The sequence below is a fragment of the Jannaschia aquimarina genome, from assembly GCF_000877395.1.
Taxonomy (GTDB): domain Bacteria; phylum Pseudomonadota; class Alphaproteobacteria; order Rhodobacterales; family Rhodobacteraceae; genus Jannaschia; species Jannaschia aquimarina.
In genome coordinates this window covers 1-12,700 of sequence record NZ_JYFE01000014.1, presented here as the reverse complement: position 1 = coordinate 12,700, position 12,700 = coordinate 1, and the positions used below count along the sequence as shown (strand labels likewise).

Genomic DNA, 12,700 nt, shown 5'->3' with positions numbered 1-12,700 from the left:
AGCGAGGCCGAGATCGGCTCTTCGATGTTCTCCTCCATCCGCTTGATGAGGGATAGGGGGTGGGGATGCCGCATGATCCGACCGACCCCAAGGGCCTGATCCGGGAGGCCTATTCCATCGACGGCATCACGCCGGGCGAGTGCCGCTCCATCTTTCTGGACTGGGCGCTCGGGGTCGAGGATCCGACCGGCGCCATCCCGCGCCTGCTGGAGCGGCACGGCGCCGAGGGGCATCCGATGACCGAAGTGCTGCGCGCGGGCCTCGCATCGCCGACGGCGCGCGGACGCCGGGGTGGCAGGGCCGGACGATTGAGCTGAGGGGCGGCCTGGCGCCGGACCCTAGACCTCTCGGACCTCACGCGCCGCTTGGGTTCCCCGCTCCCGGTAGGGGGTGGTTCCGTATTGGGCGCGGTAGCATTTGGAGAAATGCGACGGCGAGGTGAAGCCACAGGCAAGCGCCACATTGATGATGCTCATATCCGTCTGCATCAGCAGGTTGCGCGCCTTTCCCAGCCGCAACTCCATGTAATAGCGCTTGGGGCTGCGGTTGAGGTAGCGTCGGAACAGGCGTTCCAATTGCCGTGTGCTCATGCCGACGTCGCGGGCGAGGCTCGCGGGCGAGATCGGCTCTTCGATGTTCTCCTCCATCCGCTTGATGACCGACGAGAGGCGGGGATGCCGCACGCCGATCCGGGTCGGGATCGAAAGGCGCTGGCTGTCTTGGTCGGTGCGGATGGACGAGTAGATGAGCTGATCCGCCACGAGCGACGCGAATTCCTCTCCCTGATCGTTCGCCAGCAGCTTCAGGAACAGGTCCACCGAGGATGTGCCCCCGGCGGAGGTCATCTGCTTGCCGTCGATGGTGAAGATCGACTTGGTCAATTCGACTTCGGGGAAGGCCTCGATCATCGAGTCGTGGTTTTCCCAGTGGATCGTCGCCCGCTTTCCGTCCAAAAGACCGGCCTCGGCCATCACGTGGCTCGCCGTGCACAGCCCCGCGACCGAGGCACCCCGCCTTGCCTCGCGGCGCAGCCAGGACATGAGGCGCTTGGACGTGATCTCGCGCACTTCGATCCCGCTGACGAGGACGATGGTGTCGTCGCGCGCCGTCTCGGGCAGGTCGCCGGCGAGGCGCATTTCGAGCCCGGCGGAACATTGTACCGTTTCGCCCCCGTCGCCCACGAGCGTCCAGCGATAGAGGGGTCTCTCGGCCATATGGTTGGCGAGCCGCAGCACGTCCACCGCACCCGCGAACGAGATCAGGCTGAACCGATCCAGAAGGACGAAGACGAAGTGGCGCGGCCCCTCGCTCTCCATCGACCCGACTCCCTTAACATCCAGCCTTGGCCAAACCCTATTCTTTCGTCCCGATCAAGATGCCGTCGCTGGCATCCCGGACACGGCTGCGGTATCCCCTGCGCCGCAACCGATTTGAGGGAACGGCCATGCCCTGGAGCAAGACGGACTGGAGATCGAAGCCGCGCGTGCAGATGCCGGACTATCTGGACGCGCACGCGCTGAAGGACGTCGAAGGCCGGCTTGCGAAATATCCCCCGCTCGTCTTCGCGGGCGAGGCGCGGACCTTGCGCGACGAGCTTGCCGCGGCAGGCCGCGGCGAGGCCTTCTTGCTGCAGGGCGGAGATTGCGCCGAAAGCTTCGCGGAGTTCAGCGCCGACACGATCCGCGACACGTTCAAGGTCATGCTGCAGATGGCCATGGTCCTGACCTTCGGCGCCAAGGTGCCGGTGGTGAAGGTGGGCCGTATGGCGGGACAGTTCGCCAAGCCCCGCAGCGCGCCCACCGAGGTCAAGGACGGGGTCGAGCTTCCCAGCTATCGTGGCGACATCATCAACGAGCTGGATTTCACCGAAGCGGCCCGCATCCCCGATCCGCAGAAGATGCTGTCGGCCTACACCCAGGCGGCTGCGACGCTGAACCTGCTGCGGGCGTTCTCGAAGGGCGGCTTCGCCGATGCGCACAAGGTGCACCAGTGGACACTGGGCTTCGTGGAGGGGGAGCGCGCCGCGCAGTACCGCGACATGGCGAACCGGATCCAGGACACGCTGGATTTCATGACCGCCGCCGGCATGACGGGCGAGACCTCGACCGAATTGTCGACGGTCGATTTCTACACCTCTCACGAGGCGCTGCTTCTGGAATACGAAGAGGCGCTGTGTCGTCAGGACAGCCTCACGGGTCAGTGGCTGGCGGGGTCCGGGCACATGATCTGGATCGGGGACCGCACCCGGCAGCCCGACGGCGCCCATGTCGAGTTCTGCCGCGGGGTCCTGAACCCGATCGGTCTGAAATGCGGCCCGTCCACGACTCCCGAGGATCTGAAGGTCCTGATGGAGAAGCTGAACCCGGAGAACGAGATGGGCCGCCTGACGCTGATCGCGCGGTTTGGGGCGGGCAAGGTGGGCGACCATCTTCCGCGCCTGATCCAGACGGTTCGCGAAGAGGGGGCGAACGTCGTCTGGTCCTGCGATGCGATGCATGGGAACACGATCAAGTCGGCGACGGGCTACAAGACCCGGCCCTTCGACAGCGTGCTGCGCGAGGTACAGGAGTTCTTTGCGATCCACCGCTCAGAGGGGACGATCCCGGGCGGCGTGCATTTCGAGATGACGGGCCAGGACGTGACCGAATGCACGGGCGGTGTCCGCGCCGTGACGGACGAAGATCTGTCGGACCGCTACCACACGGCCTGCGACCCCCGCCTGAACGCCTCCCAATCGCTGGAGCTTGCCTTCCTCGTCGCGGAAGAGCTTCAGGGCCTTCGCGAGGCGGCACGGGCCGCCTCCTGATCTCGGTCAAATGTGGAAAGGGCGCCATGAGGGCGCCCTTTCCCGTCTCATGCCTGTACGGTTCTTCTGCCTTACTTGACGACGCGCAGCCACGGCACGGGGCCGGGCGACGGTTCTTCGAACCCGGCCGGCTGTTCCGCCGGGGCCCGCATGGCCGCATCGAATTGCGGCATCGGCCGGGTCGCAGGGCGTGTCGGACGGACGCCTGTCGGAGCCAGATGGTGGCGCACGATGGTGAAGCGGCGCGGGCCCTCGTCGATGACCCGCTCTGGCACCAAGACGGCCAGCGCCTTCGTGATCTCTCCGGAGCGGTCGCGCAGCGGCAGGACGATCATCCGCGCGGGCAGAGGGTGGCCGTCCTGATCCGAGATCAGATCCAGTTCCAGCGTGGCGGCGTCCTCGAAGACGCGCTCCACCAGATCGGCGGCCCGCGCCCGCTGGAGCAGGTCGAAGAAGGCCCGGATCGGAAGGCCCCGGACTTCCATCCCCATCAGCCCGTTGGCCACGCGCCCTCCGAGGCGCACGCGCACGGTTCCGGGTCGGACCCGGTCCAGGATCATGGAATGACCCAGGATCAGCGACATGGCGGACGGATCGAGCGCGTCGCGCCGGGGAAGGTCGCCACCGGTTCTGAGCATCGACCAGTAACGCCAGGCCTCGTCGAGGACCGGTGAGACGCGCGTCATACGCGCCCTGGTAAGCGAATGAATGTCGGCCCCATCCGGAGCCTCGGTATCAATCATGTCGGTCCCTTCGATGGCCAATGCGGGTCGATCCGCCGGCGCATCCGTTCAGATAAGCTCTGAGGCCCAACTTAGTCGCTCATGAATCGAATTGCCGCTATTACCTTAACAGAGGGTTAACGGTTGGCGGCGGACCGCCGGGTTGTCGCCGCCCGGAGCGGACGCTAGGCGGGATGTCATGAAGTCGATGACTGGATATGCCGCGCTCGATATCGAGGGGCGGCGATGGGAGTTGCGCTCGGTCAACGCGCGCGGGCTGGATCTCAGGTTGCGGCTGCCCGACCTGCCGGGGCTGGAGCCCGCCGCCCGCAAGGCCGTCCAGGCTGCCGCCGCGCGGGGCAACGTCACGCTGTCGTTGCGCGTGGGCGGGCAGGGAAGGGCCTCTGTCGCGCTGGACGAGGAGATGCTCGACGCGGCGCTCGCCGCCGTGGCGCGGGTCGAGGCGGCGGCACAGGCGGAGGATGTGGACCTGCGCGCCGCGACGGCCGCCGACGTGCTCGCGCTTCGCGGCGTCTGGGTCGAGGCACCGGAGGCCGCACCTGATCCCGCGGTTCTGACGGCGGAGCTTCGGTCTCTGGTTGCGGACTGGGACGCGGATCGCTCCCGCGAAGGCGCGGCCCTGCGGACGGCGCTCTCGGCCCATGTCGATGAGATCGCCGATCTGACGGACCGCGCCGACCGGACAGCCGCCGAGCGGACCGCCGCGATCGCGGAGGCGCATCGCGCGGCGCTGGCCCGTCTGGCCGACGCCGTTCCGGAAGCGCGCGTCCCGGAGGATCGCGTCGCCCAGGAGCTGACCGTCCTTTTGACCAAGGCGGATGTCGCCGAAGAGATCGACCGCCTGCGCGCCCATGTCGCCGCCGCGCGCGAGATCCTGACGGCGGACGGTCCCGTCGGGCGGCGGCTGGATTTCCTGACACAGGAGTTCAACCGGGAGGCCAACACGCTGTGCGCCAAGGCCAACCTCGCAGAGCTGACGGCGATCGGCCTGGACCTGAAACTGGTGATCGACCGCCTGCGCGAGCAGGTGCAGAACGTGGAGTGACGATGCCCGTCCCGACCCAGACCCGCCGCGGCCTCGCCATCATCCTTTCCAGCCCGTCGGGGGCCGGGAAATCGACCATGGCCCGGCGCCTGACGGCCTGGGATCCGAGCCTGACCTTCAGCGTGTCCGCGACCACCCGGCCCCCCCGGCCCGGCGAAGTGGAGGGGCGGGACTACTTCTTCATCACCCGCGAGACCTTCGGCGACCACATCATGAACGGCGAGATGCTGGAGCATGCCGAGGTCTTCGGAAATCATTATGGCAGTCCGCGCGCCCCGGTGGAGGCGTCTCTGTCCAAAGGCTGTGACGTGATCTTCGATATCGACTGGCAGGGCACCCAGCAGATCGCCAATTCGGCGATCAAGCAGGACGTCGTGTCGATTTTCATCCTGCCTCCCTCCATCGCCGAGCTGGAGCGCCGCCTGCGCGAGCGGGGGCAGGACGCGCCCGACGTCATCGCCGGACGGATGGCCAAATCCGAGGCCGAGATCAGCCATTGGGCGGAATATGACTACGTGTTGGTGAACGACGATCCGGATGTCTGCGAGGATCGCCTTCGCAACATCCTGACGGCCGAACGCTTGCGCCGGGACCGCCAGCCCTGGCTGACGGAGTTCACGCGCGGCCTGTCGGCCGAATTCCGCGAAAGGGAGATGTCATGATCTACGCCCTCGACGGCCTCGCACCTGAAATCGCGCCCGATGCCTGGGTCGCCCCCGACGCCAACGTGATCGGCGCCGTCACGCTGGAAGCGGAAGCGTCGATCTGGTTCGGAAGCACCCTTCGCGGCGACAACGAGCGGATCACCATCGGCCGCGGCTCGAACGTGCAGGAGGCCTGCGTCATGCATACCGATATGGGCTTTCCGCTGACCGTCGGCGCGGATTGCACCATCGGGCACAAGGCGATCCTGCACGGCTGCACCATCGAGGACGGTGCTCTGATCGGAATGGGCGCGACGGTGCTGAACGGGGCCGTGATCGGCGCGGGCTGTCTGGTCGGCGCCGGGGCGCTGGTCACCGAGGGCAAGGTCTTCGAGCCGGGGCAGTTGATCGTCGGCGCCCCCGCCAAGGCGGTGCGCAAGCTGGACGACGACGCGCTGGCCGGTCTGCGCGCCTCCGCGGCCGCCTACCGGGCCAACGCGGCGCGCTTCCGCAAGGGGTTGTCGCAAGCCTGATCGGCCGCCGCGCCGTCAGACGACGAGGCTCAGATGCCGGTCGTCCGCGGTGACGGAAACGGGGCGCTTCAGCCGCAGGGTTTCGCGCAGCAGAAGCCCGAACTGCACTTCCGACCCCTTGAGATCGGACGGCATCGATTTCTTGCCCAAGGCTTCCCAGAGGATCGAGTCGATCTTCAACCGCTCGGCCTGGACATGAATGACCCAGCTCTGGGCGACGCGGCTTAACTCCACCTTTCCGCCCCAGGGCACTGCCACCTCCACGCAGCAGAGCGCGAGGCATGCGATGCGGATCTCCTTGCGGGGGCGGTCGTCGATATCGGTCCAGATCACGTCCATTTTGGTGTCGCGATACATGGCCTGGACGACTTGGACCATTTCACGGGCCGGAACGGCCTGACCGTCGGGCGCCGCTCCGAAGGCGAAGCGGAAGAACCTGATCCGCGCCAGCGCGGCATCGACACTGGCCCGCACCAGCGCCAGCTCCTCCGAGGGGCCGTGCATCATCTCGAGCAGCTCGAGCCCGTTGCCAACCGCGCCGACCGGGCTCACGAGGTCATGACAGAGGCGGCTGCCCAGAAGGGTCGTGAGGTCGGGCTCGTCCTCGGCCTGGGCGGCCCCTATCTTCTGCTGTGACGTCATGGAGGTCCTCTCGTGAACGATGCCGCTGCCCTGAACGCCATGCTTGAGCCCGGAATGCTGGTTCGCAATCCCAATGCCCCCGACTGGGGCATCGGGCAAGTCCAGTCCAATATCGGCGGCCGGGTGACCGTCAACTTCGCGGAAGCGGGGAAACAGGTGATCGACGGCACGCATGTGCGTCTCCTTCAGGTCTTCGATTGACCATTCACCCGCAGCGGACAGAGTGCGCTTCGCCATGCGTTTGCAAGGTATTCCTGCGTTAGGGCCGAGGTTGCGCGAATTGCCGCCACCCGCTAGGGCGCTGGCATGGCACGCCTGACGGTCGATATCGCGACGGGCGCCGGGGCTGATGCGGCGCGTGATCTCCGCCATGCCGTCTTCGTCGAGGAGATGGGCGTCGATCCCGCCTGCGAGGCCGACAGGTTCGATGCCGATGCGACCCATCTCATCCTAAGGGACGCGGCCCGGCCCGCGATGGGCGCGATCGGGGCGCTGCGCCTGCGCGACGGCGTCGACTATACGGCGGGCGAGTTCGACGTGGCGCGGCTGCGCGCCGACGGGCGCAAGCTGGCCGAATTGGGCAGGATGTGCCTGCACCGCGACTATCGCGGCGGCGCTGCGGCGGCGTTGATGCTGACGGCGGCGCTTCGGCAGTTGGACGAACGGGGGATCGGGTTGGTCGTCGGAACCGGTTCGTTCTTCGGTGCGGATCCGGACCACCACATGCCCGCCCTGCGCGCCCTGCGCGACGAGGCGCTGGCGCCCGAAGGTCTGCGTCCCCGGGCAATCGGGCCGCAGGCGATCCGGATCGAGGGGCCCGGCAATCCGGCAGATATGCGGCTCGTCCCCGCGCTCCTGAAGAGTTACGTGCGCGCCGGGGCCTGGATCGGGCAGGGGGCGTGGCTGGACCGCGAGTTCGGAACGATCGACGTCTGCCTCGTGATGGATATGGCGCGCATCCGGCTGCCCGCAGCACTCAAGGCGGCCTCTTGAAGGCTTGGGACGACGCGCCCGCCCCGGCAGACCCCGCGATCGGCCCCGGCGGATGGGTGCTGGCCGTCGCGCGGGGCGTGCCGCTGGCGAGCGTCACGTTCGGTGGTCTCGCCTTGCTTTTGGCGGTGCGCATGGTCGAGCGGCCGCTCTTCGGCCAGCGACGGCCGGTCACGCCGTACATCACGCAATTCGTCTGCCGCAGCGCCTTCGCGATCCTGGGGATGCGACGTCGGGTGCGAGGGCGGTTCCTCAAGCGCGACGGGGCGGTGGTTTCCAACCATGCGTCCTGGCTCGACATCTTCGCGCTGAACGCATCCAAGCGGATCTACTTCGTCGCCAAGGACGAGGTATCGGGCTGGCCCGGCATCGGCTGGCTGGCGCGCGCGACCGGGACGATGTTCATCCGCCGCGACCGACGGGAGGCCGCCGCCCAGACCCGTATCTTCGAGGAGCGCCTTCATCACGGCCACCACCTCCTGTTCTTTCCCGAAGGGACCAGCACCGACGGCCGCCGTGTCCTGCCGTTCAAGACGACGCTCTTCGCGGCGTTCTTCTCGGATGCGCTGCGGGAGGACATGCACATCCAGCCCGTCTCGCTGATCTACCACGCGCCGCCGGGGGCGGATCCCGCCTTCTACGGCTGGTGGGGCGAGATGTCGTTCGCGGGACACATGCTCAGGATGCTCGCCGCGCCACGTCACGGGGCGGTCGAGGTGGTCTACCATCCCCCACTCGCCGTGGCCGATTTCGCGGACCGGAAGGCGCTGGCCCGCGCCGCGGAAACGGCGGTGCGGACCGGCCTGCGGAATGCCGGGATCGACGGCTGAGCGGCGCGGCAGGTTGCGGGGCGCTCAGCCCACCAGTCCGGTCGTCTCTTCTGCACCGATCATCAGGTTGAGATTCTGAACCGCCGTCCCCGAAGCGCCCTTGCCCAGATTGTCCACCACCGCGACCACGGTGACGCGGCCGCTGCCGTCTCCATGAACGGACAGCTCCATCCGGTTGGTGCCGTTCAGACGCTGCGGGTCCACCCGTTCGGCGGGAAGGACGACGCCGACGAAGGGATCGCCCGCGAAGAAGTCGCGCAGCGCCGCCTCGATCCTCTGCTGGCCCGGTACGCCGCCCGGCAGGAGATCGGCATTCAGATGAAGCTGGACCGCCATGCCCTGCGCGTAGTTCCCGACGGAGGGCTGAAAGAGCGGCGTGCGATCAAGGCCGGAATAGCGGACGATCTCCGGGAGGTGCTTGTGGGTCTGACCCGTCGCGTAGAGGAAGTAGGCGGGCAGGTCCCCGGCTTCGGCCTCGGCGATCAGCGCCTTGCCCCCGCCGGTGTAGCCGGAGACACCGGTCAGCACGCAGGGATGGTCCGGCGGCAGGATCCCGGCATCGACCAGCGGCCGCAAGATGGCGATGGCACAGGTCGCGAAGCAGCCGATATTGGCCACCCGCTTCGCCGAAGCGATGGCCTCGCGCGCGCCCGGAAGCTCCGGCATTCCGTAGACCCAGTCATCGGAAACCCGATGGGCGGTCGAGGCGTCGATCAGCCGGCAATTGCCAGCCAGTCCCACGGCCTCGCGCGCGGCGGCGTCGGGCAGGCATAGGATGCCGATCTCGGCCTGAGCGAAGGCCTCGGATCGTGCGGCCGGGTCCTTCCGGCGATCTTCGGGCAGAGAGACGATCTCGATGTCCGGGCGGCCTTCGAGGCGCTCGCGGATCTGCAACCCCGTGGTGCCCGCCTCGCCATCTATGAAGACACTGGTCATCGTCTCGCTCCTTGGTTGAACCGTGGGGCGAGGTAACGGGGCGGCGTCGCCAACGCAAGGAAAAGGCCCCGCCATTTCTGACGGGGCCTCTTTCCGTGTCTCTGACCGGGCTTAGCCGGTCGGGGTCGTGACGCAGGTTCCGGTGCCGGCATCGAAGGTCGTGCCCGGCGCGCAGGTGATCTGCGCGGTGCGGTCCTTCATCCAGTTGCAGCCTTCCGCAAGGGCCAGGCCCGGCGCGGTCACGAGGGCGGCGGCGGTCACGAGGGTCTTCCACTTGGTCATCGTCGTCTCCCTATCGGTTTGGGTAACGCAACGGTAGCGCGCCGGGCGGCGACGTCCAAATGCACGTTTGTCGCAGGGGCAGGCGCGGTCGCTCATCACTGCAGCGCGACATCCGCCACGAGGCCCGCATGGTCCGACGAGAGCTTGCCCCGGCGCTCGATCCGCCCGCCCCGGGGGGCGAGGACGAGGTCGATGGGGATCGGCACGCCCCACAGCCGATGGGTCGGCATGACGGGGCCGGCGAGGGACAGGCCATGTACCTCTCCGACCTCACGCACGCGCGCGGACCATGGCATCTGGTTGAAATCGCCCGCCAGGACGACGGGCCCCTCCAGTGCCTCGAGCACGTCGAGGACCGTCTCGCGGTTGTCCGGCCGCTTCATCGGCCAAGGCATCGGCAAATGCACGCTCCCGGCCCACAGCCGGGTGCCCTTCGGGGCGACTGGCGCGACCGCGACGCCCCGTTCGGCCGAACAATGCGGCTCCCCTTCGAAGGCCGTCCGGGAGAGAAGGGCGATCCCGCCCCAGTCGACATACGGGCAATGGTGTTGGTGCGGATAATCGGTCTTGAGCATGTCGAGGATGGGCCGGGTGTCGTCCGACACCTCCTGCAGCATCACCACATCCGGCGCGGCCTCGCGGATGTCGTCCGCGACCACGTCCAGCCGGTCGTTCGAGCGCAGCAGGTTCTTCGTGTAGAGCCGCAGATCCGTGCCCGGCGGATCCGGCAGGAAGGGCGGGATCGTGGTGGCCAGAACGACCGCCAACGTCGCTCCGAAACTCAGTCGCAACAGCCTGGACCGGACCAGGAACATGGCCGCGAGGCAGACCAGCCCGTAGACCGGCCGATGGATCGCGACCGTGTCCAACGGTTCGATAAAGCCGCCCAGAAAGCCGATCCAGACCAGTACCAAGGCCAGTATGGCCAATCCCAGCCCGATCTTCCTTGCCATGCTGACCCCATACCTGCGCTGTCTCGCGGTCGAAGCGATGGCTTCGATGCCGAACCGGTGTCCTAGTCCTGATCTGCGTCATTGGCGACCCCGGCCGGGTATCCGACGCTGGACGACACGGGGCCGCACGCGGCCGGAAAGACAGGAGGATGCCATGAAACTGCTCGTCGCCTATGCCACGACCGAAGGGCAGGCGCGAAAGACCGCCCGTCACCTCACCGAACGGGCCCACGGGGCGGGGCACACGGTCGAGATGCTTGCACTGGCGGATGCGGATGGGGTGAACCCGTCCGGCTTTGACGGCGTCGTGCTGGCCGCGTCGATCCATGCGAGCCAGTACCAATCCGCCCTTGGGGATTTCGCGGCCCGCGAGGCGGAGGCGCTGAACCGGGTACCCACGCTCTTCGTGTCGGTTTCTCTGGCAGCGGCTGGCCACTCGGCAGAGGAATGGCGCAGCCTCGATCGAATTCTCGCGGATTTCACCAAGGCGACGGGCTGGACGCCCGGCCAGGTCGAACAGGTCGCGGGGGCCTATCGGCCCGGGCAATACGATATCATCCGTCGGTTCATCATGCGTCAGATCATCTCCGATCGCGATCCCGACGCGGATCCCGGTCAGGACAAGGAATATACCGACTGGGATGCGCTCGACACGGCCTTCGACGCCTGGCTGGCGTCGCTCTCGGGCTGACCGTCCGCCGAGAAACGCCCTCGGGCGCGCATCAGTCCCCGAAGACGCGGGTGAAGATCGTGTCGACGTGCTTGGTGTGGTAGCCCAGGTCGAACTTCTCGCGGATTTCCTCTTCCGACAGAGCCGCGCGGACATCGTCATCGGCCAGAAGCTCCGTCTGGAAGTCGGCGCCCTGCTCCCAGACCTTCATCGCGTTGCGCTGGACCAGCTTGTAGGCGTCCTCGCGGCTGACGCCCGCTTGCGTCAGCGCCAGCAGCACGCGCTGCGACATGACGAGACCCCGGAAGCGGTTCATGTTGTCGAGCATCCGGTCGGGGTAGACGACCAGGTTCTCGACCACGTTCGTCAGGCGGGCCAGGGCGAAGTCCAGCGTCACCGTCGCGTCCGGGCCGATCATCCGCTCGACGCTGGAATGGCTGATGTCCCGCTCGTGCCAGAGCGTCACATTCTCCAGCGCGGGGGTGACCATGCCACGCACCAGCCGGGCGAGGCCGGTCAGGTTCTCGGTGAGGACCGGGTTGCGCTTGTGCGGCATGGCGCTGGAGCCCTTCTGACCTTTGGAAAAGAACTCCTCGGCCTCCAGCACCTCGGTGCGCTGCATGTGGCGGATCTCTGTCGCGATGTTCTCGATGCTGCTGGCCACGACGCCGAGCGCGGCGAAGAAAGCCGCATGGCGGTCGCGGGGGATGACCTGCGTGCTGATCGGCTCTGGCAGAAGGCCCATCTTGGCGCAGACATGCTCTTCGACGGCAGGGTCGATATTGGCGAAGGTGCCGACGGCGCCGCTGATCGCGCCGGTGGCCACCTCGGCGCGGGCGGTCTTGAGGCGGCGCAGGTTGCGGAACATCTCGGCGTAGAAGCGCGCGAAGGTCAGGCCCATCGTCGTCGGTTCGGCATGGATCCCGTGCGACCGACCGATGCGCACCATGTCCTTCGTCTCGAAGGCCCGCCGCTTCAGGGCCGCAAGCAGCGCCTCCATGTCGGCGATCAGGATGTCGGCGGCGCGGGTCAGCTGGACGTTCAGCGTGGTATCGAGCACGTCCGAGGAGGTCATGCCCTGATGGACGAAGCGGGCCTCGTCATTGCCGATGATCTCCGCCAAGTGGGTCAGGAAGGCGATGACGTCGTGCTTGGTCTCGCGCTCGATCTCGTCGATGCGGGCGACGTCGAATTCCACGTCCTGCGCTTTCCAGACGGCCGCGGCGTTTTCCTGCGGGATCACGCCCAGATCGGCCATCGCGTCGCAGGCATGGGCCTCGATCTCGAACCAGATGCGGAACTTGGTCTCGGGGGACCAGATGGCGACCATCTCGGGGCGGGAATAGCGGGGGATCATGGGGCTTCCTTTCCTCGTCGCGCGCGGCCTACCGTGGGGTGGGGAGAGTCGCAATGCACACAGCCACATGACGCCGGCCGAGCGGTTGGCCCTGCTCGAAGGCGCGTGGCATCTGGTCCGGGTCATCCGCCATTCGGACGGCACGCGCGCACGGTTCGTGGGCCATGCCGTCTGGCTTGCCGAGGGGCCGGTGCTGCGATGCCGGGAAGACGGTGTGCTGACCCAGGCCGGTCGCACCATGCCCGCCACGCGTGAGACGCTGTGGCGGG

General features: G+C 67.5%; 17 protein-coding genes. 10 read left to right on the top strand and 7 right to left on the bottom strand.

Features of this window, described 5'->3' with window-relative positions:
- Positions 1–65: 65 nt before the first annotated feature.
- Positions 66–317: a hypothetical protein gene (locus jaqu_RS02255; protein WP_043917318.1), complete on the top strand. Its 252-nt coding sequence runs from the start codon at positions 66–68 to the stop codon at positions 315–317.
- Positions 318–338: 21 nt separating this feature from the next.
- Here the strand turns inward: jaqu_RS02255 and jaqu_RS02250 are convergent, their stop codons facing one another.
- Positions 339–1,316: a GlxA family transcriptional regulator gene (locus jaqu_RS02250; RefSeq protein ID WP_043917317.1), complete on the bottom strand. Its 978-nt coding sequence runs from the start codon at positions 1,314–1,316 to the stop codon at positions 339–341.
- 128 nt (positions 1,317–1,444) lie between these two features.
- Here jaqu_RS02250 and jaqu_RS02245 point away from each other — a divergent pair, with 128 nt between their 5' ends.
- Positions 1,445–2,806, top strand: a complete 1,362-nt coding sequence (locus tag jaqu_RS02245; protein WP_043917321.1) for a class II 3-deoxy-7-phosphoheptulonate synthase — start codon at positions 1,445–1,447, stop codon at positions 2,804–2,806.
- Between the two features lie 71 nt (positions 2,807–2,877).
- Here jaqu_RS02245 and jaqu_RS02240 read toward each other — a convergent pair whose 3' ends face one another.
- The gene (locus jaqu_RS02240; RefSeq protein ID WP_141134346.1) at positions 2,878–3,549 is read right to left on the bottom strand and encodes a PAS domain-containing protein; all 672 of its coding nucleotides are present in this window, start codon (positions 3,547–3,549) and stop codon (positions 2,878–2,880) included.
- 178 nt (positions 3,550–3,727) lie between these two features.
- Between jaqu_RS02240 and jaqu_RS02235 the strand changes: the two genes are divergently transcribed.
- The 3 genes from jaqu_RS02235 to jaqu_RS02225 are packed head-to-tail and all read left to right on the top strand — an operon-like array spanning position 3,728 to position 5,771.
- A complete protein-coding gene (locus jaqu_RS02235) occupies positions 3,728–4,594 on the top strand; it encodes a YicC/YloC family endoribonuclease (RefSeq protein WP_236687732.1) in 867 nt (288 codons plus the stop codon).
- A gap of 2 nt (positions 4,595–4,596) precedes the next feature.
- The gene (gmk, locus tag jaqu_RS02230) at positions 4,597–5,256 is read left to right on the top strand and encodes a guanylate kinase (protein ID WP_043917316.1); all 660 of its coding nucleotides are present in this window, start codon (positions 4,597–4,599) and stop codon (positions 5,254–5,256) included.
- Complete coding sequence (locus jaqu_RS02225) at positions 5,253–5,771, top strand: gamma carbonic anhydrase family protein (protein WP_043917315.1); 519 nt, start codon at positions 5,253–5,255, stop codon at positions 5,769–5,771. The genes gmk and jaqu_RS02225 overlap by 4 nt, the downstream gene beginning before the upstream one ends.
- A gap of 15 nt (positions 5,772–5,786) precedes the next feature.
- On the opposite strand, the gene jaqu_RS02220 is transcribed toward jaqu_RS02225, so the two are convergent.
- Positions 5,787–6,413, bottom strand: a complete 627-nt coding sequence (locus tag jaqu_RS02220; RefSeq protein ID WP_043917314.1) for a histidine phosphotransferase family protein — start codon at positions 6,411–6,413, stop codon at positions 5,787–5,789.
- Positions 6,414–6,452: 39 nt separating this feature from the next.
- Between jaqu_RS02220 and jaqu_RS02215 the strand changes: the two genes are divergently transcribed.
- From jaqu_RS02215 to jaqu_RS02205, 3 genes are all read left to right on the top strand, one after another.
- A complete protein-coding gene (locus jaqu_RS02215) occupies positions 6,453–6,614 on the top strand; it encodes a DUF3553 domain-containing protein (protein WP_084629298.1) in 162 nt (53 codons plus the stop codon).
- A 105-nt stretch (positions 6,615–6,719) separates the two neighbouring features.
- Positions 6,720–7,406, top strand: a complete 687-nt coding sequence (locus jaqu_RS02210; protein ID WP_043917312.1) for a GNAT family N-acetyltransferase — start codon at positions 6,720–6,722, stop codon at positions 7,404–7,406.
- Positions 7,403–8,233, top strand: a complete 831-nt coding sequence (locus jaqu_RS02205; RefSeq protein ID WP_043917311.1) for a lysophospholipid acyltransferase family protein — start codon at positions 7,403–7,405, stop codon at positions 8,231–8,233. The genes jaqu_RS02210 and jaqu_RS02205 overlap by 4 nt, the downstream gene beginning before the upstream one ends.
- 24 nt (positions 8,234–8,257) lie before the next feature.
- Here the strand turns inward: jaqu_RS02205 and argC are convergent, their stop codons facing one another.
- From argC to jaqu_RS02195, 3 genes are all read right to left on the bottom strand, one after another.
- The gene (gene argC, locus jaqu_RS02200) at positions 8,258–9,169 is read right to left on the bottom strand and encodes an N-acetyl-gamma-glutamyl-phosphate reductase (RefSeq protein ID WP_043917310.1); all 912 of its coding nucleotides are present in this window, start codon (positions 9,167–9,169) and stop codon (positions 8,258–8,260) included.
- Between the two features lie 111 nt (positions 9,170–9,280).
- Complete coding sequence (locus jaqu_RS21300) at positions 9,281–9,451, bottom strand: adenylosuccinate lyase (RefSeq protein WP_141134347.1); 171 nt, start codon at positions 9,449–9,451, stop codon at positions 9,281–9,283.
- Positions 9,452–9,546: 95 nt separating this feature from the next.
- On the bottom strand, positions 9,547–10,404 hold the full coding sequence (locus jaqu_RS02195; protein WP_043917309.1) for an endonuclease/exonuclease/phosphatase family protein: 858 nt from the start codon (positions 10,402–10,404) through the stop codon (positions 9,547–9,549).
- A gap of 154 nt (positions 10,405–10,558) precedes the next feature.
- Here jaqu_RS02195 and jaqu_RS02190 point away from each other — a divergent pair, with 154 nt between their 5' ends.
- Positions 10,559–11,095 (top strand): flavodoxin domain-containing protein, encoded by a 537-nt coding sequence (locus jaqu_RS02190; protein ID WP_043917308.1) that lies wholly within the window; start codon positions 10,559–10,561, stop codon positions 11,093–11,095.
- A 31-nt stretch (positions 11,096–11,126) separates the two neighbouring features.
- Here jaqu_RS02190 and purB read toward each other — a convergent pair whose 3' ends face one another.
- Positions 11,127–12,431, bottom strand: coding sequence for an adenylosuccinate lyase (gene purB / locus jaqu_RS02185; protein ID WP_043917307.1), 1,305 nt, complete (start codon positions 12,429–12,431; stop codon positions 11,127–11,129).
- Here purB and jaqu_RS02180 point away from each other — a divergent pair.
- The coding region (locus jaqu_RS02180) for a DUF6314 family protein (RefSeq protein WP_236687730.1) at positions 12,430–12,700 on the top strand (271 nt) is incomplete at its 3' end. The genes purB and jaqu_RS02180 overlap by 2 nt on opposite strands.

Coding starts and splice junctions, on each gene's coding strand:
- jaqu_RS02245 (WP_043917321.1), top strand. CDS start 1,445: ATGCCCTGGAGCAAGACGGACTGGAGATCGAAGCCGCGCGTGCAGATG.
- gmk (WP_043917316.1), top strand. CDS start 4,597: ATGCCCGTCCCGACCCAGACCCGCCGCGGCCTCGCCATCATCCTTTCC.
- jaqu_RS02255 (WP_043917318.1), top strand. CDS start 66: ATGCCGCATGATCCGACCGACCCCAAGGGCCTGATCCGGGAGGCCTAT.
- argC (WP_043917310.1), bottom strand. CDS start 9,169: ATGACCAGTGTCTTCATAGATGGCGAGGCGGGCACCACGGGGTTGCAG.
- jaqu_RS02220 (WP_043917314.1), bottom strand. CDS start 6,413: ATGACGTCACAGCAGAAGATAGGGGCCGCCCAGGCCGAGGACGAGCCC.
- jaqu_RS21300 (WP_141134347.1), bottom strand. CDS start 9,451: ATGACCAAGTGGAAGACCCTCGTGACCGCCGCCGCCCTCGTGACCGCG.
- jaqu_RS02195 (WP_043917309.1), bottom strand. CDS start 10,404: ATGGCAAGGAAGATCGGGCTGGGATTGGCCATACTGGCCTTGGTACTG.
- jaqu_RS02235 (WP_236687732.1), top strand. CDS start 3,728: ATGAAGTCGATGACTGGATATGCCGCGCTCGATATCGAGGGGCGGCGA.
- jaqu_RS02215 (WP_084629298.1), top strand. CDS start 6,453: ATGCTTGAGCCCGGAATGCTGGTTCGCAATCCCAATGCCCCCGACTGG.
- jaqu_RS02240 (WP_141134346.1), bottom strand. CDS start 3,549: ATGATTGATACCGAGGCTCCGGATGGGGCCGACATTCATTCGCTTACC.
- jaqu_RS02250 (WP_043917317.1), bottom strand. CDS start 1,316: ATGGAGAGCGAGGGGCCGCGCCACTTCGTCTTCGTCCTTCTGGATCGG.
- jaqu_RS02210 (WP_043917312.1), top strand. CDS start 6,720: ATGGCACGCCTGACGGTCGATATCGCGACGGGCGCCGGGGCTGATGCG.
- jaqu_RS02225 (WP_043917315.1), top strand. CDS start 5,253: ATGATCTACGCCCTCGACGGCCTCGCACCTGAAATCGCGCCCGATGCC.
- purB (WP_043917307.1), bottom strand. CDS start 12,431: ATGATCCCCCGCTATTCCCGCCCCGAGATGGTCGCCATCTGGTCCCCC.
- jaqu_RS02190 (WP_043917308.1), top strand. CDS start 10,559: ATGAAACTGCTCGTCGCCTATGCCACGACCGAAGGGCAGGCGCGAAAG.